Source organism: Thermodesulfobacteriota bacterium, from assembly GCA_026415035.1.
Classification (GTDB): domain Bacteria; phylum Desulfobacterota; class BSN033; order BSN033; family UBA1163; genus RBG-16-49-23.
The window spans coordinates 44,614-64,048 of the sequence record JAOAHX010000008.1; the positions used below are offsets into that span (position 1 = coordinate 44,614).

Annotated in this window: 18 protein-coding genes; 10 read left to right on the forward strand and 8 right to left on the reverse strand. The window is 57.3% G+C overall.

The features are described from left to right. Window positions 1-2: 2 nt before the first annotated feature. From N3G78_06675 to N3G78_06700, 6 genes are read right to left on the reverse strand one after another with little or no spacing between them, the layout of a single operon-like run. A complete protein-coding gene (locus N3G78_06675) occupies window positions 3-1,121 on the reverse strand; it encodes a carotenoid 1,2-hydratase (GenBank protein ID MCX8117593.1) in 1,119 nt (372 codons plus the stop codon). A 45-nt stretch (window positions 1,122-1,166) separates the two neighbouring features. After that, a complete protein-coding gene (locus tag N3G78_06680; GenBank protein ID MCX8117594.1) occupies window positions 1,167-3,656 on the reverse strand; it encodes an FtsX-like permease family protein in 2,490 nt (829 codons plus the stop codon). Then, complete coding sequence (locus tag N3G78_06685) at window positions 3,653-4,342, reverse strand: ABC transporter ATP-binding protein (protein ID MCX8117595.1); 690 nt, start codon at window positions 4,340-4,342, stop codon at window positions 3,653-3,655. The genes N3G78_06680 and N3G78_06685 overlap by 4 nt, the downstream gene beginning before the upstream one ends. A 10-nt stretch (window positions 4,343-4,352) precedes the next feature. Beyond that, the gene (locus N3G78_06690; protein ID MCX8117596.1) at window positions 4,353-4,556 is read right to left on the reverse strand and encodes a hypothetical protein; all 204 of its coding nucleotides are present in this window, start codon (window positions 4,554-4,556) and stop codon (window positions 4,353-4,355) included. Window positions 4,557-4,611: 55 nt separating this feature from the next. Continuing rightward, complete coding sequence (locus tag N3G78_06695; protein MCX8117597.1) at window positions 4,612-5,475, reverse strand: thiamine pyrophosphate-dependent enzyme; 864 nt, start codon at window positions 5,473-5,475, stop codon at window positions 4,612-4,614. Window positions 5,476-5,484: 9 nt separating this feature from the next. Continuing rightward, window positions 5,485-7,209 (reverse strand): 2-oxoacid:acceptor oxidoreductase subunit alpha, encoded by a 1,725-nt coding sequence (locus N3G78_06700; GenBank protein ID MCX8117598.1) that lies wholly within the window; start codon window positions 7,207-7,209, stop codon window positions 5,485-5,487. Between the two features lie 206 nt (window positions 7,210-7,415). Here N3G78_06700 and N3G78_06705 point away from each other — a divergent pair, with 206 nt between their 5' ends. From N3G78_06705 to N3G78_06730, 6 genes are read left to right on the forward strand one after another with little or no spacing between them, the layout of a single operon-like run. Then, a complete protein-coding gene (locus N3G78_06705; GenBank protein MCX8117599.1) occupies window positions 7,416-8,153 on the forward strand; it encodes a ZIP family metal transporter in 738 nt (245 codons plus the stop codon). 27 nt (window positions 8,154-8,180) lie between these two features. Then, the gene (locus N3G78_06710; protein MCX8117600.1) at window positions 8,181-8,810 is read left to right on the forward strand and encodes a DUF3365 domain-containing protein; all 630 of its coding nucleotides are present in this window, start codon (window positions 8,181-8,183) and stop codon (window positions 8,808-8,810) included. A 33-nt stretch (window positions 8,811-8,843) separates the two neighbouring features. Then, complete coding sequence (locus N3G78_06715; protein ID MCX8117601.1) at window positions 8,844-9,008, forward strand: hypothetical protein; 165 nt, start codon at window positions 8,844-8,846, stop codon at window positions 9,006-9,008. Then, complete coding sequence (locus N3G78_06720; protein ID MCX8117602.1) at window positions 8,992-10,167, forward strand: radical SAM protein; 1,176 nt, start codon at window positions 8,992-8,994, stop codon at window positions 10,165-10,167. Before N3G78_06715 ends, N3G78_06720 begins: the two co-directional genes overlap by 17 nt. Window positions 10,168-10,227: 60 nt before the next feature. Further along, window positions 10,228-11,190: a TAXI family TRAP transporter solute-binding subunit gene (locus tag N3G78_06725; protein MCX8117603.1), complete on the forward strand. Its 963-nt coding sequence runs from the start codon at window positions 10,228-10,230 to the stop codon at window positions 11,188-11,190. Next, a complete protein-coding gene (locus N3G78_06730) occupies window positions 11,191-11,706 on the forward strand; it encodes a DUF1850 domain-containing protein (GenBank protein ID MCX8117604.1) in 516 nt (171 codons plus the stop codon). On the opposite strand, the gene N3G78_06735 is transcribed toward N3G78_06730, so the two are convergent. Beyond that, window positions 11,656-12,945, reverse strand: coding sequence for a nickel-dependent lactate racemase (locus N3G78_06735; GenBank protein MCX8117605.1), 1,290 nt, complete (start codon window positions 12,943-12,945; stop codon window positions 11,656-11,658). The genes N3G78_06730 and N3G78_06735 overlap by 51 nt on opposite strands. A 118-nt stretch (window positions 12,946-13,063) precedes the next feature. Between N3G78_06735 and N3G78_06740 the strand changes: the two genes are divergently transcribed. Continuing rightward, a complete protein-coding gene (locus N3G78_06740; GenBank protein ID MCX8117606.1) occupies window positions 13,064-15,007 on the forward strand; it encodes a TRAP transporter fused permease subunit in 1,944 nt (647 codons plus the stop codon). Further along, window positions 15,004-16,044 (forward strand): aminopeptidase, encoded by a 1,041-nt coding sequence (locus N3G78_06745; protein ID MCX8117607.1) that lies wholly within the window; start codon window positions 15,004-15,006, stop codon window positions 16,042-16,044. Before N3G78_06740 ends, N3G78_06745 begins: the two co-directional genes overlap by 4 nt. Before the next feature lie 9 nt (window positions 16,045-16,053). Here the strand turns inward: N3G78_06745 and N3G78_06750 are convergent, their stop codons facing one another. After that, a complete protein-coding gene (locus N3G78_06750) occupies window positions 16,054-17,166 on the reverse strand; it encodes an inositol-3-phosphate synthase (protein MCX8117608.1) in 1,113 nt (370 codons plus the stop codon). Window positions 17,167-17,415: 249 nt separating this feature from the next. Between N3G78_06750 and N3G78_06755 the strand changes: the two genes are divergently transcribed. Together N3G78_06755 and N3G78_06760 are read left to right on the forward strand one after the other, a co-directional pair. Beyond that, entirely contained in the window at window positions 17,416-18,744 is a 1,329-nt protein-coding gene (locus N3G78_06755) for a radical SAM protein (protein ID MCX8117609.1), read from the forward strand. After that, window positions 18,744-19,430: an MBL fold metallo-hydrolase gene (locus N3G78_06760; protein ID MCX8117610.1), complete on the forward strand. Its 687-nt coding sequence runs from the start codon at window positions 18,744-18,746 to the stop codon at window positions 19,428-19,430. The genes N3G78_06755 and N3G78_06760 overlap by 1 nt, the downstream gene beginning before the upstream one ends. Window positions 19,431-19,435 lie beyond the last annotated feature (5 nt).

The window sequence follows — 19,435 nt, forward strand, 5'->3', positions numbered from 1 at the left end:
TTTCAAAAGATTCCACCTAAGCTTCCGGCGTAGCCGGTCAGTTCCACATAGCCCTCGCAGGTGATCGCTCTGCCTCCCGCGGTTCCCCTTCCGGCGACCGCGCCCTCCCAGTAAACGATCCCGGTGGACCCTTGGGTCAGGAGTTCCTGGCCGGAGACGAGGGGGGTCAGTTCTACCTCTATCTTTTCCGAGGCGATCTTCAATCTCCATCGGCTCGGATATCTGCCACCGCTCTGAGGGCTTTTCCAGTAATCGAGGACTTGCAGGTTGATGTCGTTGAGTTGGAGATGAATCGCCTCCCCCGAGGCCTTGACCAGGGTCCCCGAGGAGGAGGCTTCGATCGTCCCGTCCTTCCTCCTGAGAAAATAGACCATCAGCTCCCGGCCGTCCGAAAGGTGGAGGCTGAACCAGTCCCAACCCACCTGATCGGGGGCGAGTTGATTCGAACCGAATTCATGGTCAAACCAGCTCGTCCCTTTTACAGGAATGGAGGAATTGGAAAGAGGCGTTTTGATGAGTCCTTCGGTTGCGAGATTCGTATAGGAGAAGTAGTAGGAGGCCTGGCCTTCCTTCGGCCCTTTTTGGCTGAGTCCGTTCCTTCCATGGAAGACGAGGGGCTTGCGGGGCACCAGGCGGAGGGAGAGCCCCATCTCCTGATGCCGGGCCGATAGGTGGATCCGGTTCCCCTCCATCTTGGCGAGCCAGTTGAGGAGCCAGACGTCCATCCTGTCTCGAGCGGCCCCTGCAAGCCCAGGACCCTCCCGCGAAACCCTTTCTGCATACCAGAAACGATTGGAGGAGACATCGGTCAGGGCAAAATGGGCCAGGTAGATGTCGCGAATCGACCAGGGGTGATCCGGATCCTTTGCCTTGGGGAGCGCCCCCTGCCGGAAGAAGGTGAGCTGGTATCCAAAGCGGTTGTTCGAAGCATCTCTCAGATGGCCCGTGAAGTACCACCACTCGGTCCTGAATTCAGGGTGAGAACCATGATCTCTTGGGAAGGACCAATCCCAAGGACCGATGGCCTGACGCCAATCCCGGGCGGAGGCCAGAGAGAGGAACCCCATCAAAAGCAGAGGAGGGAGGAGCTTCCAAAGGGATTTATGAAGGCGACGATTCATCTTCTTTTTGCGTAATCCTGAGGCCCCCGATCCTGCTTAGATGAACTACTCCTCCCGGATTTGGATTTGAGGATAGGTCCGGTAGACCCTCCAGATGGGATAAACGGCGGCTCCGATGCTGGCCAGAATGGCGATGAGGCCCGTCCATAGATAAGGTTCGGGGGTAGGGTGATAGAAGATGGTCCAGTTGAAACTTCGGAGGTTGATCACCTTGATCAGGAGAACGGCAAGCCCGGTTCCGACGACGAGGCTCAGGATGAAACTGATCATCCCCATCCCCAGCCCCTCCATAAGCGTCATCTTCGCCACCTGACCCGTCGAAAATCCCAGGGCACGGTAGATGCCGAACTCCCGGCTCCGCTCGATGAAGAGCGTCAGCAAAGCACCGGCGATGCCGAAAAAGGCGACGACGATGGCGATGACCCTCATGGAACGGGTGATGGCAAACGTCGTGTCAAACACCTCGAGGATCTCTCGATGGAGTTGAGCGCCCGTCAGCACCGGAAGCCCCCTCGCCTCCGCCCTCTTCTTCACCTCTTGGATCAGTTCGGATCTGCGCGGGTTGTCGGGGTCGATGAAGATCCCGATGTTGTTGAGGGTTCGGTCACCAAAAACCTTGAGATAGGTGGACCGGTCCATCATGACCAAGCCGTGTTCCGTGGTGTAATCGTAAAAGATGGCCCCGACCCTAAAGGCCGTAGGGCCTTGTCGGCCATCCAGCGTGATCGTATCACCCGATTTCACTCCAAAGCGCCTCGCAAAACTTTCGGAGACAATGACGCCACCCTGTTTGACAGGTTCCCAATTCTCATCCCCCCCTTTGACCCAGCCAAACCGGGCATACTTCTGAAGGACCTTCGCATCCACCGCACTGATATGGATGGGGGTCTCTTGGTATAAGGTCTGGACATTGCGATAGGGATGGACCCCACCCAATCCCTCCAACCCCTTCAGCTCCTCGAAGAAGTCCTCCGGGACCTCGGCTTCGAGGATCTTTCCGATGTAAAGATCCCCCCGGATCTGGGTGCCCATCCACCAGATCAGGGACTGTCTGAAACTTCCGATCATCGTCCCCAGGCCGATCGACATGGAGAGCGAGATCATGAAGGCCGCGATGGCCACACCCGTCCTTCCGAGATTCTGCCGGATCGTCCCCGCCGCCACCTTCCCCGGAAGCCCTCCCCAAAGGACGAGGAGTTTTTTGAGAAAGGGGTGAAGGCCGAGGAGCAAGACGCCGGTGAGAAGGCTCGCCCCGAGGACGAAGCCGAAGACGCCGGCGAAACCGACATAGACATCGCCATCAGGGATGAGGAAGAGCATCAGGCTGACGAGAAAGACCGCAAGACCCGCGAGGGCCAATTGTATGGCCCGCTGGCCGCTCTTTCGGCCGGGCGCCCTTCCGCTCAAGGCTTGAACCGGATCGGTACGGATCAGTTCCACGAGGGGGACGATCCCTCCCACCAGGCCGGCGCCGCATCCGAGCAGGATGCCGACCACCGGGATCCAGAGCGACCAGACGACCGGTTCCGGTCTTAAGAAGAAGTAGAGATTGCTGATGGTATCGCCGATCATGCCGGTCAAAAATCGGGTCAAGAGATACCCCACCCAACCTCCGAGGGCTCCGCCGATGGCGCCGAGGATGAGGATCTCGGAAAGAAAGGCGAGAAAAATCTCGACCCTTGTTGCCCCGAGGCTCCTCAAGATGCCCGCATCGCGCCTTCGGCTGATGACCGTGAACATGGCGGTATTGTAGATGAGAAAGACGCCGACGAAGAGGGCCAACAGGGAGAGGGCCTCGAGATTGAGACGAAAGGCCCGAAGCATCCCGGAGTAGGTCTCGCTCCGCTGACGGGACGACTGGATGAGAAACCCTTTTCCCCAGCGAGACCGAAAACCGGGTTCGTCTGAAAGGATGAGGTCGACCCGGTCGACCCAGCCCTGGAGTTGATAGAGTTTCTGAGCATGACCGATATCCATGACCATCAGAGGCTCTGCCGAAGGATTGGAAAACACCCCCTTGACCCGAAGCCTCCCTTTCGTCGTCTCCAGGAGGGTATCGGGTGGGATTTCGATCTCTTCGATCAAATCCTGGTCCACGAGGACCGAGCGCTCGTCGGTCAAAAAGGAGAGGAGATGAGAAAGGACGTCTGCCTTTTGATCCAGCCATTCCACACGGGCAAGTTCGGGGCGAAGCGTCCGGTCCAAAAACGGATCGATCCCCAGAAGCCGGACCTGGCCACCCTGGAGGAGGCTCAGCTGACGGTCGATGACCGGAGAGAACCACTCCACCGCAGGATCGCGGCTCAGTTGGATCAACAGGTGCTCCTCCATGGGACCGACCGGTCTCTGGATCGAGTGGGTGGCTTGGCCTCTCAAAAATTCGATGGCCTTATGGAAACTCCGGAGGGCCGTCTGGGCGGAGAGGGTCATGCCCACCACCGCGGCCACGCCGCAGGCCACGCCCATCAGTTGGAGGAGGCTGAGGCTCCGTCTGCGGGGAAGATAGCGGAGAAAGGATTTGGCGACGATCCTCAATGGGGCGATTCCTCACAGAAGGTCTCTTCGGTGATCACGCCATCGACCATTCTCAGGATGCGGGTCGCATAACGGCAGGTCAATGGGGAATGGGTGGCCATGATCAGGGTGGTTCCTGATTCGCGACAGCTTCGGGTCAACAACTCGAGGATCTGGTTTCCTGTGGCCGTATCGAGATTTCCCGTGGGTTCATCGGCCAAGACGATGGTAGGGTTTTTTACGATGGCCCTGGCGATGGCCACCCGTTGCTGTTCCCCTCCGGAGAGCTCATTGGGATAGCGGCGTTCTTTGCCCTTAAGCCCCACGTCTCTCAAGGCCTGGAAGGCCAGCTCCGGCTCCGGCCGATTGGCCAGTTCGAGGGAGAGGTAGACGTTTTCGAAGGCCGTGAGGGTCGGAAGAAGGTTGAAGAACTGGAAGATGAATCCGATCTTCGCCCGTCTCAACAGCGTTCGGCCCCTCTCCCCAAGTTCCTCTAAATCTCGACCCTCCACCTCGATCCGTCCCCGTGTCGGACGATCCAGTCCCGCGATGAGGTTGAAGAGGGTCGTCTTTCCGGAGCCGCTCTTTCCGAAGAGGGCGACGACCTCTCCTGCCTCGATCTCGAGGCTCGTCCCACAGAGGGCGGGGGTGGCCGCCCCTACCTCCCCATAGTGTTTCCAAAGATCGTGGATTCGGATGAGGGCCATGGGGGGAAGGCTAAAGTTTTTCTGGGAAACAGAGGTTCTCCCCGCGAGCTGCGGCACGTCCGCAGTGTTGACAGAAATATTTGGCGTCCCGGATGAGCTCCTTGTATTCCTCCTGGGTCATGCTCTTCCGGAGCTCGCAGAGATGCCGTTCGTGTCCCTCATGGGGCACATTGAGAGCTGCCTCGGATAGGAAGACCTTTCCTGTGGTGGCCATGCTTAATCACCCTCCCTTCGTCAAATTCACCAAAGAGCCGTGACGAAACACACGCTCAAAGACCCCGTTTGGTTTCGATCCATTCGGAGAGTTTCTTCAGATCCGGGCCCCTCGTGAAGAGAGGGGTTTTGTTTTCCCGATAGACCGTCAGGTTCTCTTCAAAGGTCGGCCTCGGGTTGAGGTAAAAGATCCCTAAAGGCATGCGGTCGGTCTCCCAGGCCTTTTTGAGCGCCTCAACTCGATCGTAAGGATCGTGGTCCTCCCCAAGATAGTAAATCTTCGATTTAAACCACTGGTAGGTATTCAACTTGTTATAGGTAACGCAGGGCTGGAGGATGTCGACAAGGGCATACCCTTTGTGGGAGATCGCCTTTTTGATCAACTCCTTCGTCTGATCCACATCCCCGGCAAAGGCCCTGGCGACAAAGGAGGCCCCCAGGGTAATGGCGATCGCAAGGGGGTTGAAGGGTTCGTGAAAGACGCCTTCCCGCTGGACGAGGGTTTTGAACCCTTGAAGGCTCGTGGGCGAGGCCTGCCCTTTGGTCAACCCGTAGACCATGTTGTTGTGAACGATATTGGTGATGTCCGGGTTCCGACGAATGGCGTGGAGAAAATGGTTCCCGCCCTCGCCATACATGCAGCCGTCACCGCTTTCGTCGATGACGATGAGGTCAGGGTTGACCGCTTTGATGGCGGTGGCCACGGGCAGGGATCGCCCGTGGAGGCCGTTGAAGAGGTTGCACCGGAAATAGTGGGGGGCTTTGGCCGCCTGTCCGATGCCCGAGACGACGACGAGCCTCTCGGGTTCGATCTGAAGCTCAAAAAGCGCGGCCTTCAGGGCCCTTAGGATGGCAAAATTCCCACAGCCCGGACACCAGGCGATATCCAATCCTTCTATGTCATATCGGTTCGTTTCCATTTGAGGCTCCTAAGGCAGGATCGATTGCAGCCGCCTTTCGAGATCGTCCACGGCAAAGGGAAGACCGTTATATTGAAGGACCTGATCGTCCATCTCCAATCCCGTCTCCATCCGGAGGAGCCGGCCGAATTGGCCAGTGGCGTTGTTCTCGACGAGGACCCTCTTTTTGGCCTTGCGAAGATACTGGCGTGTTTTCGGATGAAGGGGGTAGGTCTGTTTGAAGTGGAGGAACGATACCCCCTCCCTTCCCAGCCTTCTTATCGCCTCCTGGATCGCATGGTAGGTGGATCCCCATCCAACGATGAGGGTTTCGTACTCTTCGGGTCCATGAAGCTCTGGAGGGAGGAGGTCTTTCCTCAGGAGTTCCAATTTTTTGAGCCTCTTGTCAACCATCCTCGTTCTCAGGCCGAGATCTTCGGTGATGTGACCCTCCTCGTCGTGCTCATCGCTGTCGAGGACGACAAGCCCCTGGCCGTAACCGGGGATGCCCCGAGGTGAGAGGCCGTCCTCGGTGATTCGATAACGCTTATAATCGCGGTCCGTTTCGATAAAATGCCTTTTCGGTTGAAAATCGGAGAGGTCGATTGAGGGAATGTTGTAATGAGACTCGAGGAGGTATTGATCGGTTAAGATGAACACAGGGATTTGATATCGATCGGCCAGGTCGAAGGCCTTCTGGCCGAGATAGAAACAGTCTTCGATCGTCCCCGGGGTGAGGATCGCCCTCGGAAATTCCCCATGGCCTGCGAAGAGGGCAAAGAGGAGTTCCCCCTGTTCGGTCCGGGTGGGAAGCCCTGTGGCGGGACCCGGCCGTTGTCCGATATGGATGACCATGGGCGACTCGATCATCCCCGCAAGGCTCAACCCCTCGACCATCAGGGCAAAGCCTCCCCCCGAGGTGGAGGCCAAACCCCTGGCGCCCGCATACCAGGCGCCGAGGCCCATGTTCATGGCGCTGATCTCGTCCTCGGCCTGCTCCACAATGAGGCCAAACTCGTTTGAGCGTTCTGCGAGATGCACGGCCAAAGCCGTGGAGGGGGACATGGGATAGAAAGCGAGGAAGTTGCATCCTCCGGCGATGACGCCCATGGCGAGCGCTTCGACCCCGTCCAACAGGAGCTCGTTTTTGACGAGCTCGTGTTTCGTGAGGTCGATCCGGATGTGGCCGGATTGGAGGATGGCCGCGGCGATCTCATATCCCCTGTCCATCGCCTGAAGGTTTTTCTGGACGGTCTCTTCCTCTTTTCCCGAAAAATGGTGGCGGAGATACTGACGGAGCAATTCCGTGTCCACCTGAAAGAGTCCGGCCAGGACTCCCGCCGCAACCGTGTTGATATAGATGAGGCCCCCCACTTCCTGGGCGATCGAAGAGAAAGGGACATCCACGGCCCGGCAGGTCGGACATTCCTTTTCATAAAGGGCCTTCTCTCCCAACAGGAGAGTCTGAGGCGAGATATGTTTCTGAAGGTGATGGACCGCTCCGGGGTTGAAGGGGATCAAGAGATCGATTCGATTTACAGGGGCGGCCACCCGATGGTTGGAGACCCGAATCCAGGTGGAGTTGCTCCCGCCCCGGATGCGGGACATATATTCCTGGGAGGAAAAGACGTGATATCCCGAAAGCTTCAACGTTCGTGTGAGGAGGTGTTCGACGGTCTGAATCCCCTGACCCGCCTCTCCACAGAGAACGATGGAGATCTCTTCCCCGAATCTACCGCTCCTTCCCTGTTCCATTGCGCCTCCTGAAGGACACCGGGCCCTTTGAAGATATTATAAATGACCTCCTCCGGCGGGGCAAACGGCCAGCCCCTCGGAACTTCAGGAAACTTTTAACGATTGGAGAAACCTGCCCCGTTGTGTTAGCTTTATTAAAAAGCCCTTCACCCCACCAAACCCTTTTTTCTCGATCACGGGGATCGAAAACGGGCGTCCTTTTGAGAATGATCTGGGAAGGAGGACTCTTTAGTTTAGGAGCAGGATTGGCCACAGGGTTAGGGGCCCTTCCTGTCCTCTTTACGAAGAACGCCTCTCCTAAATTGCTCGACACCCTTCTCGGCCTATCTGCGGGCATCATGCTGGGGGCGACCTCTTTCAGCCTGGTCCTACCTTCGATTCAGTTGGGAGATGTTTGGGTCGCTGCCTTGGGCATTCTCCTGGGAGGGGCCTTTCTCGCCCTATCCAATCGCCTCGTCCCGCACCTCCACACCTTTTCAGGACGCGAAGGACCCTCCTTGAGCCTCTCGAGGGTCTGGCTCTTTGTGTTGGCCATCACGATTCATAACTTCCCTGAAGGGGTGTCTGTCGGCGTGGGGTTCGGAAGGGGCGATCTCCTCGAAGGGATGGGGTTGGCCATGGGCATCGGCTTTCAAAACATACCCGAGGGGATGGCCGTCGCCTTTGCTCTCCTGCGGGAGGGTTACAGTCCCTTTCGAGCCATCGGATATGCGACATTAACGGGATTGGTCGAGCCCATCGGAGGCCTCATCGGGGTCACGGTCGTCACCCTCGCCCAGTCCCTCCTTCCCTGGGGCCTTGCCTTTGCGGGAGGGGCGATGCTCTTCGTCATCAGCAACGAGATCATCCCCGAGACCCATCGGAGCGGCCATCCCTTAGAGGCCACATCAGGGGTCCTGTTGGGTTTTGTGGTGATGACCATTTTTGACAATCTTTTCGGTTAAACATTTAACCCCCATAAGGAGAAGTGTATGAAGCTTACGTCATTATTCCCTTTACTTCTTATCGGGACCTTGATGAACCTGCTGATGATGCTTGAGAGGGTTCCTCCAGTTGGAGCAAATCCCCTGACCCAAACCACATCTGCCTTTGATAAAGAGCTCCTCGAGGCCAGGAGAATTGCCAATGAGCTGATGGAGACCGTCCGTGGGCTTTTAATGCAGGAGATTCAGAAGGGAGGTTTCGAGGGCGCAGTCCGCGTCTGTTCCGAGCTGGCCCAGGAGATGACGGCCCGCCTCTCGAGCCAGACCGGCCACCAAATCCGGAGGGTTAGCCTCAGGTACCGGAACCCCAAGAATATCCCAGACCCGTACGAGGCAAAAAGGTTACAGGAGCTCGATCGCCTCAACCGGGAGAAAAGACTCCCTGAGGAGACCTTTGAGATCGTCGAAGAGGGCGGGGTCAAATATCTCCGTTATCTCAAACCCCTGACGGTCGCCCCTCTCTGTGTGACCTGTCATGGACCCAAGGAGAATATCCCCTCCGATGTCCAGGCCATCTTGAGGGAGAAGTATCCGGAGGATCGGGCCACGGGATTCCTCGTCGGAGACCTTCGGGGAGCCATCAGCGTGAAAATCCCCCTATCGGAGAGTCGGAGGTAGGGGAGGACGAGAGGCGGCAGGAGAAAGGACGGGATGGCCATCGACAAAGAGTCGCTCATCCGCCTCATCTGCGGCCATTGCGATTTTTACAAAGAATCCGAGAAGGATCTCGAATGCGGCGCCTTCAAGATCCTGAGAGCCCTTCTTGAAAAGGGGATCGTCACGCCGGAAGAGATCGAGGATGCCCTACGAAGGTAGATTCTTGACCCTCGCCCCCCATTGCACCCTCAAGAGGCTCGAAAAGCCCTACCTCTTCGATATCGAAAACGATCAGCTATACGAGCTGGGGGAGGAGGCCTTTCAATTCCTTTTGAAGGCTTCGAGGGGAGAACCCCTCTCGGCCACCGAAGAGGAAGAAGGGTTTCTCCACTACTGCCTCTCAGAGCAACTCGTCACGATCTCAGAGAGGCCGGTTCCGAGAACGTTCCGGTTGGATCCCTCGCCCGTTCCTTCTCTAAGGTATCTCGAACTCCTGATCACCGATCGCTGTAACCTCCGCTGTCGCCACTGCTATCTTGGAGAAGGGCGAGGCCAGGATCTCCCTTTCGTAACCATCCTCAAGGTCCTCGAAGAGTTCGAATCGATCCAGGGGCTCAGGCTCCTCCTTTCTGGTGGAGAACCCCTGCTTCATCCCGACTTCTGGGCGATCAATGACGTTTTAACGAATTACCCATTCCGATCCGTCATGCTCTCCAACGGGACGTTGATAACCGAGAACGTCGCCCGGAGGCTTCGCCTCCACGAAGTCCAGTTGAGCCTCGACGGGATGAAGAAGGGACACGAAGCGATCCGGGGAGAAGGGACCTTCGAAAAGGTCCTCCGGGCCATTGACCTCCTCCAAGAGGCCGGTCTCCGGGTCTCGATCGCCACGATGATCCATCGAAAAAATTTAGAGGAGTTCGAGGAGCTGGCCTCCTTGCTTCAGTCCAAAGGGATCGAGGAGTGGAATGTTGATATCCCATGTCCCGCGGGCAGACTCGAGGAGAGTCAAGACCTCTGGGTCTCGCCCGAGGAAGGAGGCCCTCTTTTGCGCTACGGATTCGGGGGAGGATTTCACGGTTCGGAGCATAGGGAAATCTGCGGCGCCCACCTCTGCGCAGTCCTTCCGGACGGAACCGTCGCCAAATGCGGTCTCTTCGGCGACGAACCCCTCGGCACGATCGAAGAGGGGCTGCGGGTCTGCTGGGAGCGGATGGCCCGAATCCCCCTCGATCGGTTGAAGTGCCGGTGCGAGGTGATCGAGGAGTGCCGAGGAGGATGCCGCTTTCGGGCCAAAAGGCTCGGAGATTTTTATGGGCCGGACCTCTACCAATGCTTCGCCCGCGGGGTTCTCCCTTCCACCTCCGAATCTCCTTGACATGGACGAGGGATTTGATATATTGGGAGGCATAATTCCAAGGTTTAAAGGAGGGGAAGCATGAAACGCCTCATCGTCATCGGAATCCTTTTAATGCTTATTTGTGGAGTTTCCACCGCTTGGGCCCAGAAGGCGGTCCGCCTCTCCATCGCCACGGGCGGGACCGGAGGGGTTTACTATCCCCTTGGCGGCGGCATGGCCAGCCTCATCTCGAAATACATCCCCTATGCGGAGGCGACCGCAGAGGTGACCACGGCCTCCGTCGACAACGTCCGACTGATAGGCGCTGCCAAGGCCGATCTTGCCTTCACCATGGCCGATACCGCCTGGGATGCCTTCCAGGGAAAGGGGGTTTTCAAGGAGAAGATTCCCCTTCGGGCCCTCTTTGCCTTCTATCCCAACAACATGCACATCGTCACGGTGGAGGGCAGGGGGATTGAAAAGGTGGCCGACCTGAAGGGAAAGAGGGTCTCCACCGGCGCGCCTGGAAGCGGGACCGAAGTGATGGCCCTCAGGGTCCTCGAGGCCTTCGGCATCGATCCGGACAAGGACCTCAAGAGGGACAAATTGGGGGCCTCCGAGTCCGCAGGCGCTCTGAAGGACCGCAAGATCGATGCCTACTTCTGGGTGGGAGGCGTTCCGACCGCCTCTGTGACCGATGTGGCTGCCACGCCCGGGATGAAGATCAAATTGATCGCCCATGACGAAGCCCTCCCCAAGATGAGAGAGAAGTACGGACCCCTCTACGTCAAGGGAACGATCCCGGCCAAGGCCTATCCGGGACAGGACGTGGACGTGCCCATCGCCGTGGTCTGGAATCTTGTTGTTTGCCATGAGAATATGAAGGGCGACGTGGCCTATGACATCGTGAGGACGATGTTCGAGCGGAAATCGGAGCTTGTGGCCGTCCACAAGGATGCGGCTTGGCTTGCCCTTGAACCCCAGGCCGCTGGCGGCTCTCCGATCCCCTTCCATCCGGGGGCGGTTCGCTTCTACACCGAGAAAGGCCTGAAGATCCGATAATTGAAATTCAGACGCTGGCCCCTCCTGTCCTTGATCGGGTTCCTCATCGTGGCAGGAGGGGTCTTTGTTTCGACAGAGGTCACGGTCCTCCAACTTGAAAACCTGGACCGGCAGAAGATCCTGCGGATCAAGGTAAGCCCGGCCGAATCCCTCTCCCTTTCTTACCTCCATTCCATCTATCGCGAGCCCGTCGTGGAGGAATTTCGCCTGAGGGAGGGCGAATTCCTCCTTACAGGGGTGATTACGAGAAGCCCGGGCGTCATGGAGTATTACGGATTCGAGGAGGTGAGAGACCGCCATCCGGTCGAGAGGAGATGGGCCTTCCTCGATCTGAAGAGGACGCCGGGAGGAGAACAGGTCCTGATCGTCAAGGGAAGGCAAATCGAACTTAGGGATCTCGGAGAGGAAGGAGATCGAATCCGATTGAGGGTTCTCTCCCTGAGGCTCGGCCCTTATCTTTTGGGATCAATCGACCAGCTCCTTTCTCCTCCTTTCCTGGGCCAGGAAAGGGAGTAGGTTTCCTTTGGGATCGAACCTCATCGGATAGGGGCCCTCCAAGACCCTCAGATCGGTCCTTTCGAGAAGCTCCTCCTTGTAGATTTCGGAAACCTCCACCTCGTCCACCTGGAGGGTGTTCTTGATTCGAACGATCCTGGCCCTCTCCGGCGGGGTGAGGCCAATCGAACCGAGGCCGACCTCGATCGCCTCTCGATCCGTCTCGAAGGCCATCGGAATCGCCGCCTTTTCGAGGCTGATGGCGGTGATGCAGTTCGTATAGGTGGCCCGAGGGTCGATCCTTTCGACCAGCCTTTTCGTGGTGAGGTCGGCCAGCCCGATGCCGATGGCGTTGCCGTTTGAATTGGGCGTCAGGTCCCGGACGAAGAGCCTCCTGACCGAGGTGGGATGGGGAAAGGTTCCGAGGATGTCCCGATTCCGTCCGGTGACGTTCGGGTCCATCCCGACACCGCTCACATCCTTTCCCATCTCGTCCACGATCAGCAGATCGATCTGGTCGAAGGGGAGTTTTGGCATCCACTGCTTCGCCTGAGCAAGAAGTTCGGGTTCCCGTTCCCTGATTTCCCTGGCCGAAAGGCCGACCAGCGCCGCAGTCTCGTCGTATCCATTTTCTATGATTCCGAGACCGAAGAGGATGGGCATCCTGTCGAGGACCACCGTGGCGACCTCCTCGATCACCTTAGGAAAACCGTGATCGATGGCGGCCCGATGGGCCAGTTCCGCGCCCTTCTGTTTCCCCATGCCGATGGCCATCATCTTCATCAACCCGCTCTCGATGGGCCCTTTGAACTTGGTATGGGGTTTGATCCGGTTGACCACGACGACATGGTCGGCTTCGAAGGCCTGCCTGTCGATATAGACCGGTAGGCCCGATCGGGTCCTTCCGATCTCGGCCACCTCCATGGAGGAGAGGATGGGAGCGCCGATCGCCTCCTCGGTGATCCGGTAATGCCTGAGGAGGGCGACCTGCCCCTCTGCCGTCGCCCCTCCATGAGAACCCATGGCCGGAAAAAGGAAGGGTTGAGCACCGAGAAAACGGAGGTAATCGACGAGGGTCTTGAGGATGAGGTCGATCTGGGAGATCCCCCGGCTTCCCGCGGTGATCGCCACCCGGTCACCCGGCCTCACCTTCTTTCTCAAGTCGTGCTTGGAAAGCTCCTCCCGGATCGTTCCCTCAACGTCTCCGACCGCGGTCCGATCGAAGGTCTGGCCGATACGGTACATCCTGGGAAGATCCATGGACCAATTATTCTTGATTTACCCATTGCTGTCAAACGCCTTGGGTCCCTCTTTCTCCTTGACATGAAAAAGCCTTTTTTATTATTTTGGAACTGCTTTTCAGGGAGAGAGGTGGGAAATGGAAACCGAAGACCGACTGCAAAAGGACGAAGGCCTCATCACGGAAGAGGTCCTCAAGGAGGCGGAGAAGTATATCGAGGAGGAAGAGGGACCATCCCGGAGGCTTTCGGGGAAGGTCGACCTCTTCGTCACCGTCGTGGCCGTGGTGATGTCCCTCGTCCATCTCTATGCCGCCATCGGCGTGGTCATGACCCAGGTCCTCAGGGGCATCCATGTGATGTTCGTCCTCTTTCTCTCCTTTCTGGTCTTTCCTTCCTTTAAGCGATACAAAAACCGGATCATCTGGTACGACTACCTCCTCGCCCTCCTCGGGGTGGCGGTGATCGCCTATATGTTTATCGATTTCCAGGAATTCATCTACCGGTCGGTCGTGCCCACGCGCTGGGACATCGTCTTCGGCACCCTCTTGATTCTCCTGGTCCTCGAGGCCACCCGGAGGACTACAGGCTGGATCATGCCGGCCATCGTCCTCCTCTTCATCGTCTATGCCTTCATCGGCCCCATCCTTCCAAAACCCTGGACCCATCGGGGGTATGACCTCGACCGGCTGGTGGGGCACATGTACATGACCCTCGAAGGGATCTTCGGCGTTCCGATCGACGTCTCCTCCACCTTCATCATCCTCTTCACCATCTACGGCGCCTTCCTCGAGGTGTCGGGGGCTGGGAAATTCTTCATCGACTTCTCTTTTGCGGCCATGGGGGGGAAACCGACCGGTGCCGGACGAACCGTCACGTTGGCCTCCTTTCTTCTCGGAGGGCCATCGGGAAGCGGTGTGGCAACGACCGTCACCTTGGGTTCGGTCGCCTACCCGATGCTGGCCAAGGCCGGCTACAGCAAGGAGGCGGCAGGGGGGCTGCTCTCCGCAGGGGGCATCGGGGCCATCCTCTCGCCACCGGTGCTCGGCGCCGCGGCCTTTCTCATCGCCGAATTCCTGAAGCTCTCCTACCTCGATGTGATCGTCATGGCCTGCATCCCGACCTGTCTCTATTATTGGTCGATCTTTCTCATGGTGGAGATCGACGCCAAGAAGTTCGGGGTGAAAGAGATTTCCGTGGATAAGACCTATAGCCTCTGGCAGCTCACCTACCTCTACGGCTTCCACTTCGTCTCCCTCATCGCCATCGTGGTGATCATGGTCCTCGGGTTCACGCCGATCCTCGCGGTCTTCTGGGCCACGGTCGTGGCCTTCGCCGTAAGCTTCCTCCGGAAGGATACGGCCCTTACCCCGCCGAAACTGGTGAGGGCCTTGCGAGGAGGGGCGATCGGCGTCCTGAGCGTGGCCTCCACCTGCGCAGCCGCAGGGATCATCGTAGGGGTGGTGACCCTCACGGGCCTGGGCCTCAAATTCAGCTCGATCATCATCGAATATGCGGGAGGAAGTCTGCTGCTGACGGCCATCTACACGGCCCTCATCGTCTGGGTGATCGGATTGGCCGTGCCCGTCACCGCCTCCTATATCATCGCCGCGGTGATCGCCGCGCCGGCGCTCATTCAACTCGGCGTCCCCGATTTTGCCGCCCACATGTTCGTCTTCTACTATGCGATCCTCTCGGAGGTCTCTCCGCCCACGGCCCTCTCCTGCTTCGCTGCGGCCGCCCTGACGAAGGGGAATCCCTACAAGACGACGATGTATGCTTGGAAATATACCCTTCCCGCCTTCATCGTCCCCTTCATGTTCACCCTCGATCCCAAAGGGGTGGGCATCCTTCTCAAAGGGTCCTTGACCGATGTCATCTGGACCACCGTGACCGCCTTCTTGGGGGTGGCGGCGCTTGCAGGGGGCGTGGAGAACTGGTTCTTCAAGAAGGCGCTCCCCTACGAGCGGGTCCTGTTGATCGTCGCAGGCCTCCTCCTCTTCTACCCTGTGGCACAATACGACTTCATCGGCCTGGGGTTGATGGCGATCGCCCTCGTCTCTCAGAAATTGAGAAGGGAATGATTCTCGGGACAAGGCTCCTCTTCGTCCTAACCTTTTTACCCTTGCTCACGGGGTGCGGAAATCTCCTCTACCTTTCTCGATTGGGATGGCATCAGTCCTTTGTCACCTTTCGAAGCCTCCCCGTTGAAGAAGTCCTCGAGGAAGAGGGCCTCGACGAGGAGGCCCGAGGCAAGGTCCTCCTCATTCAGGAAGTGAAGCGGTTCGGAGAGAGGCGATTGGGACTGAAGGAGACGGGAAACTATACCAAATTTTTCGAGGCCAGAGGGCCCATCCTCTTCCTCCTCACGGCGAGCGAGAAAGACCGTCTTCATCCCCATTCGTGGCATTTTCCCATCATCGGAAGGGTGACCTACAAGAGCATCTTCACCCTGAAGGCCGCCTTGAAGGAGAAGCGCCTCCTGGAAGGCCGAGGCTTGGACGCCTATCTTCAAGCGGCAGCTGCCTACAGCACCCTCGGATGGCTGAAGGACCCCATCTTTTCGACGATGCTCACCTGGGACGTCCCCACCCTGGTCAACGTCATCCTTCACGAGATGGTCCATGCCACGATCTATTTCAAAGGCGAGACCGATCTCAACGAAAAGATAGCCACCTTCATCGCCAATCAAGGAACTCTCCAATTCCTTTCCGAGAGATACGGGCCCGATTCGAGGGAGGTCTCCCTTGCCCTGCAGTATCAAGAAGACGACCTCCTCTTTTCCCGGTGGGTCGAAAAGGCTTACCGGGAGTTATCCGAATTTTACGCTCAACCCCTGTCAAGGGAGGAGAAATTGAAGGGACGGGAGGAGATCTTCGAGCGGCTCCGGGAGCAATTTGTCCAATTGCTGGGCCAGTTCAAAACGGACTGTTATAGGGGATTCGAGAAGACGGAGTTCAACAACGCCGTGATCCTGGCCCACCGTCGATACGTCGGCCACCTCGAGGGCTTCGAGGAGCTTTACGAGCGATCGGGGAGAGAGCTGAAAAAGGTCGTGGATTACTTTAAGGAGATCAGGGCGAAGGGCGATTGGAAGGCCCTTTCCCCATTCAAGGAGTGATCCCTCTCGTTATCTCTCCCGCTTCCCAGCGATGAACTCTTCCACCATCACCTTGGCCTCGTGATCGGGAATCTGGATCGGGGGGTGTTTCATCGCATAGGCCGAGATGGAGAGGAGGGGGCCGCCGATGCCCCGGTTTCGTGCGATCTTGCAGCAACGGATGGCGTCGATCGTGATCCCGCCGCTGTTGGGAGAATCTTCGACCGAAAGCCTCAATTCGAGATTCAGGGGGACCTCTCCAAATCCCCTTCCTTCCATCCGGAGAAAGCAGACCTTATTGTCGTTCTGCCAGGGGACGTAATCGGAGGGCCCGATGTGGATGTTTTCGGGCTCAAGCGGGACGCCGAGTTGAGACTGGATGGCCTCGGTCTTCGAAATCCGCTTGTTCTTCAGACGGCTCCGGTTGAGCATATTGAGGAAATCGGTATTCCCCCCCGTGTTGATCTGATAGGTGCGATCCAGCTTCACCCCCCGGTCCTCGAAGAGTTTGGCCAGGGCCCGGTGGATGATGGTGGCCCCCATCTGAGACTTCACGTCGTCGCCCACGGCGGGGATCCCTTTCTCTTCGAATCGTTTGGCCCACTGAGGATCCGAGACGATGAAACTGGGCATGCAGTTGATGAAACTCACGCCCGTATTTAGACAGGCTTCGGCATAGAATTGGGTGGCCTGATCCGAACCGACGGGAAGGTAGTTGAGGAGGATCTCCACACCGGACTCCTTGAGGACCTTCTCCACGTTGCAGGGCTTCTCATTGGCCAGGAGGAAGGTTCGGTCTTCCGGATAGTCCTTCATGTGTTCCGAGATGCCATCAAGCGGTTCGCCCATGGAGACGGTGACGCCGGAATCGTTGAACTGGGAGAAGAAGATACGGGTGCAGTTGGGTTTGGCGAAGATGGCCTCCCTCAAGGGTTTTCCCACCTTTCTTCGATCGATGTCGAAGGCCGCCCCCACTTCAATATCCCAAGGCTTGTAACCTCCGAGGTCGAGGTGCATCAGGCCCAAGGGCTCGAACTTTGGGTTTTTCCGAGAAAGATCTCTATAGAATTCAATCCCCTGAATCAGAGCACTGGCACAGTTTCCAACGCCGACGATGGCAATGCGGATCGAATTCTTTTTCATAAGTCATCAACCTTTCTGACGAAACCCCATTTTTTACAACTAAACTTACTATCTCATTTCAACCCGGTTGTCAAGGAATTTGGAAAAGGGCAATTGACTCACATGCAATGTTACTCCATGATATCCCATCGCGATTTTTTTAAGCTATGGAATTTGGCCTGAAACGCCCACTTTTGACAAATCCGATGAGGTTTGGTACCTTTTTTGTAAGGGAATGATGCTCCATCTGACCCCCGACCTTCATCTCCTATGGGCACAAAACACTCCCCTCACATCCTCCTCCTCAATCCCTGGATCACCGATTTTGCCGCCTATAATTTCTGGATCAGGCCTTTCGGGCTCCTCTATATCGCAAGCCTCCTCAAGGAGTATGGGTTTAGAGTCACCCTGGTGGATTGTCTCGAGTACGATCGTCGGGTCAAGAGGTATGGGGATGGGAAATTTTTCAGGTCGAAAATTGCAAAGCCCGATCCACTTCGTTCCATCCCGAGGCACTATTGCCGGTATGGAATTCCTGAAGAAATGTTGTTGAAAAGACTCTCATCCCTTGAAGGAAGGCCAGACCTTATCGGGATCACTTCTGGGATGACCTACTGGTATCCAGGGGTATTTAAACTTATCGAAATCCTAAGGGATATATTTCCTGAGGTCCCGGTGGTTCTCGGTGGAATTTATGCAACCCTCTGCCACGATCACGCCCAGAAGCATTCTGGCGCAGATGTCGTGTTGACAAAGGGAGACGATGGGGCAGTGGTGGAAGGGATCTCCCAATTGATCGGTTTTCCGACCCCGCCCCCTAAAACCGAACCCCGAACCGACCTTTATCCCTCCTTCGACCTCTATCCCCGACACGATTATGTCTGCATCGCCACCTCAAAGGGGTGTCCCTTCCGGTGCGCCTATTGTGCCTCTCCGATCCTTTCCAAGGAATTCGTCAGACGGGACCCTTTCAAGGTCGTGGACGAGATCGAATATTGGGTCTCCCGGTTTGGGGTGTTTAACGTGGCGTTTTATGACGATGCCCTGCTGGTCGATTCCAGAAATCATTTCATCCCGATGATGAAGGAGATCATCAGAAGGGAGATCCAGGTCAATTTTCATACGCCCAATGCCCTTCATATCCGGGAGATCGATGAGGAGGTGGCCAGGCTTCTTTTTCAGGGCGGGTTTAAGACGATCCGGCTGGGCCTCGAGACGTCGAACGAGGAGGCCCAGATCGAAACAGGAGGGAAGGTAAGCAATCAGGACTTCCGAAGGGCCGTTTACCATCTCCAAAAGGCTGGATACTCGACCGATGAGATCGGCGTTTACATCATGGCAGGGTTGCCCGGGCAGAGGGTTGAAGAAGTCACCGAAAGCATTGCCTTCGTCAGGGAGGCAGGAGCAAAGCCCATTCTCGTGGAATACTCACCCATCCCGGGAACGCCCCTCTTCGAGAAGGCGAAGCGGTTCTCTCCCTACGACATCGAGAAAGAACCTCTCTTCCAGAACAACACCCTCTTTCCCTGCCAGTGGGAGGGGTTTACGTTGATGGACTTCAGGCGATTGAAGGAGAAGCTCAGGAGCGGAGAGGCCTGATGAAGCCCCAAGAGATTGTCCGAGGCATCTATATCGTGGGAGGGCCAGAGATGACCGACGGTCGAGATGGTTGCGTCTATCTCCTTCATCTGGACGAACTGGTCTTGATCGATTCGGGCGCTGGCTGGAGCGTGGGGAAGATCATCGAGAACATCGAGAAGTTAGGGTTCGACTCTCGAAACCTTAAAAGGATCCTCCTCACCCACTGCCATATCGATCACATCGGGGGGGCCCCGGAGTTGAGACGACGGTTCGGCTCGAAACTCTACATCCACCGCCTGGACGCCCCTCCCCTCGAAAAGGGAGATCCGATTCTTACCGCCGCCACCTGGTATCAGACCTCTTTTCCACCGACGCCCATCGATGTCCAGCTCCGTCTCCCCGAAGAGACCCTCGAGATCGGCGGCGAGAGGATCGTCTGCCTCCATACGCCGGGCCACACCCCTGGGTCGATCTCCCCCTACATGGATCGGGACGGAAGACGCATCCTCTTCGCACAAGACCTTCATGGCCCTCTGCTCGAGGAGTTCGGGTCGAGCCTCGCCGAGTGGGATCGTTCAACCCAAAAACTTCTGGAACTGGAGGCCGATATCCTCTGCGAGGGGCATTTCGGGATCTACAAAACGAAGAAAGAGGTGAGGAACTATATTCTCTCCTACCGGCGGCAGTACGGGGTGGGAGGTTAGGGGGC

What these genes read in the sequence shown, in the direction of transcription:
- N3G78_06710 (MCX8117600.1), top strand. Translation starts at nt 8,181, where the DNA reads ATGAAGCTTACGTCATTATTCCCTTTACTTCTTATCGGGACCTTGATG.
- N3G78_06675 (MCX8117593.1), bottom strand. Translation starts at nt 1,121, where the DNA reads ATGAATCGTCGCCTTCATAAATCCCTTTGGAAGCTCCTCCCTCCTCTG.
- N3G78_06750 (MCX8117608.1), bottom strand. Translation starts at nt 17,166, where the DNA reads ATGAAAAAGAATTCGATCCGCATTGCCATCGTCGGCGTTGGAAACTGT.
- N3G78_06715 (MCX8117601.1), top strand. Translation starts at nt 8,844, where the DNA reads ATGGCCATCGACAAAGAGTCGCTCATCCGCCTCATCTGCGGCCATTGC.
- N3G78_06695 (MCX8117597.1), bottom strand. Translation starts at nt 5,475, where the DNA reads ATGGAAACGAACCGATATGACATAGAAGGATTGGATATCGCCTGGTGT.
- N3G78_06705 (MCX8117599.1), top strand. Translation starts at nt 7,416, where the DNA reads ATGATCTGGGAAGGAGGACTCTTTAGTTTAGGAGCAGGATTGGCCACA.
- N3G78_06700 (MCX8117598.1), bottom strand. Translation starts at nt 7,209, where the DNA reads ATGGAACAGGGAAGGAGCGGTAGATTCGGGGAAGAGATCTCCATCGTT.
- N3G78_06740 (MCX8117606.1), top strand. Translation starts at nt 13,064, where the DNA reads ATGGAAACCGAAGACCGACTGCAAAAGGACGAAGGCCTCATCACGGAA.
- N3G78_06745 (MCX8117607.1), top strand. Translation starts at nt 15,004, where the DNA reads ATGATTCTCGGGACAAGGCTCCTCTTCGTCCTAACCTTTTTACCCTTG.
- N3G78_06760 (MCX8117610.1), top strand. Translation starts at nt 18,744, where the DNA reads ATGAAGCCCCAAGAGATTGTCCGAGGCATCTATATCGTGGGAGGGCCA.
- N3G78_06690 (MCX8117596.1), bottom strand. Translation starts at nt 4,556, where the DNA reads ATGGCCACCACAGGAAAGGTCTTCCTATCCGAGGCAGCTCTCAATGTG.
- N3G78_06735 (MCX8117605.1), bottom strand. Translation starts at nt 12,945, where the DNA reads ATGGATCTTCCCAGGATGTACCGTATCGGCCAGACCTTCGATCGGACC.
- N3G78_06685 (MCX8117595.1), bottom strand. Translation starts at nt 4,342, where the DNA reads ATGGCCCTCATCCGAATCCACGATCTTTGGAAACACTATGGGGAGGTA.
- N3G78_06755 (MCX8117609.1), top strand. Translation starts at nt 17,416, where the DNA reads ATGGGCACAAAACACTCCCCTCACATCCTCCTCCTCAATCCCTGGATC.
- N3G78_06720 (MCX8117602.1), top strand. Translation starts at nt 8,992, where the DNA reads ATGCCCTACGAAGGTAGATTCTTGACCCTCGCCCCCCATTGCACCCTC.
- N3G78_06725 (MCX8117603.1), top strand. Translation starts at nt 10,228, where the DNA reads ATGAAACGCCTCATCGTCATCGGAATCCTTTTAATGCTTATTTGTGGA.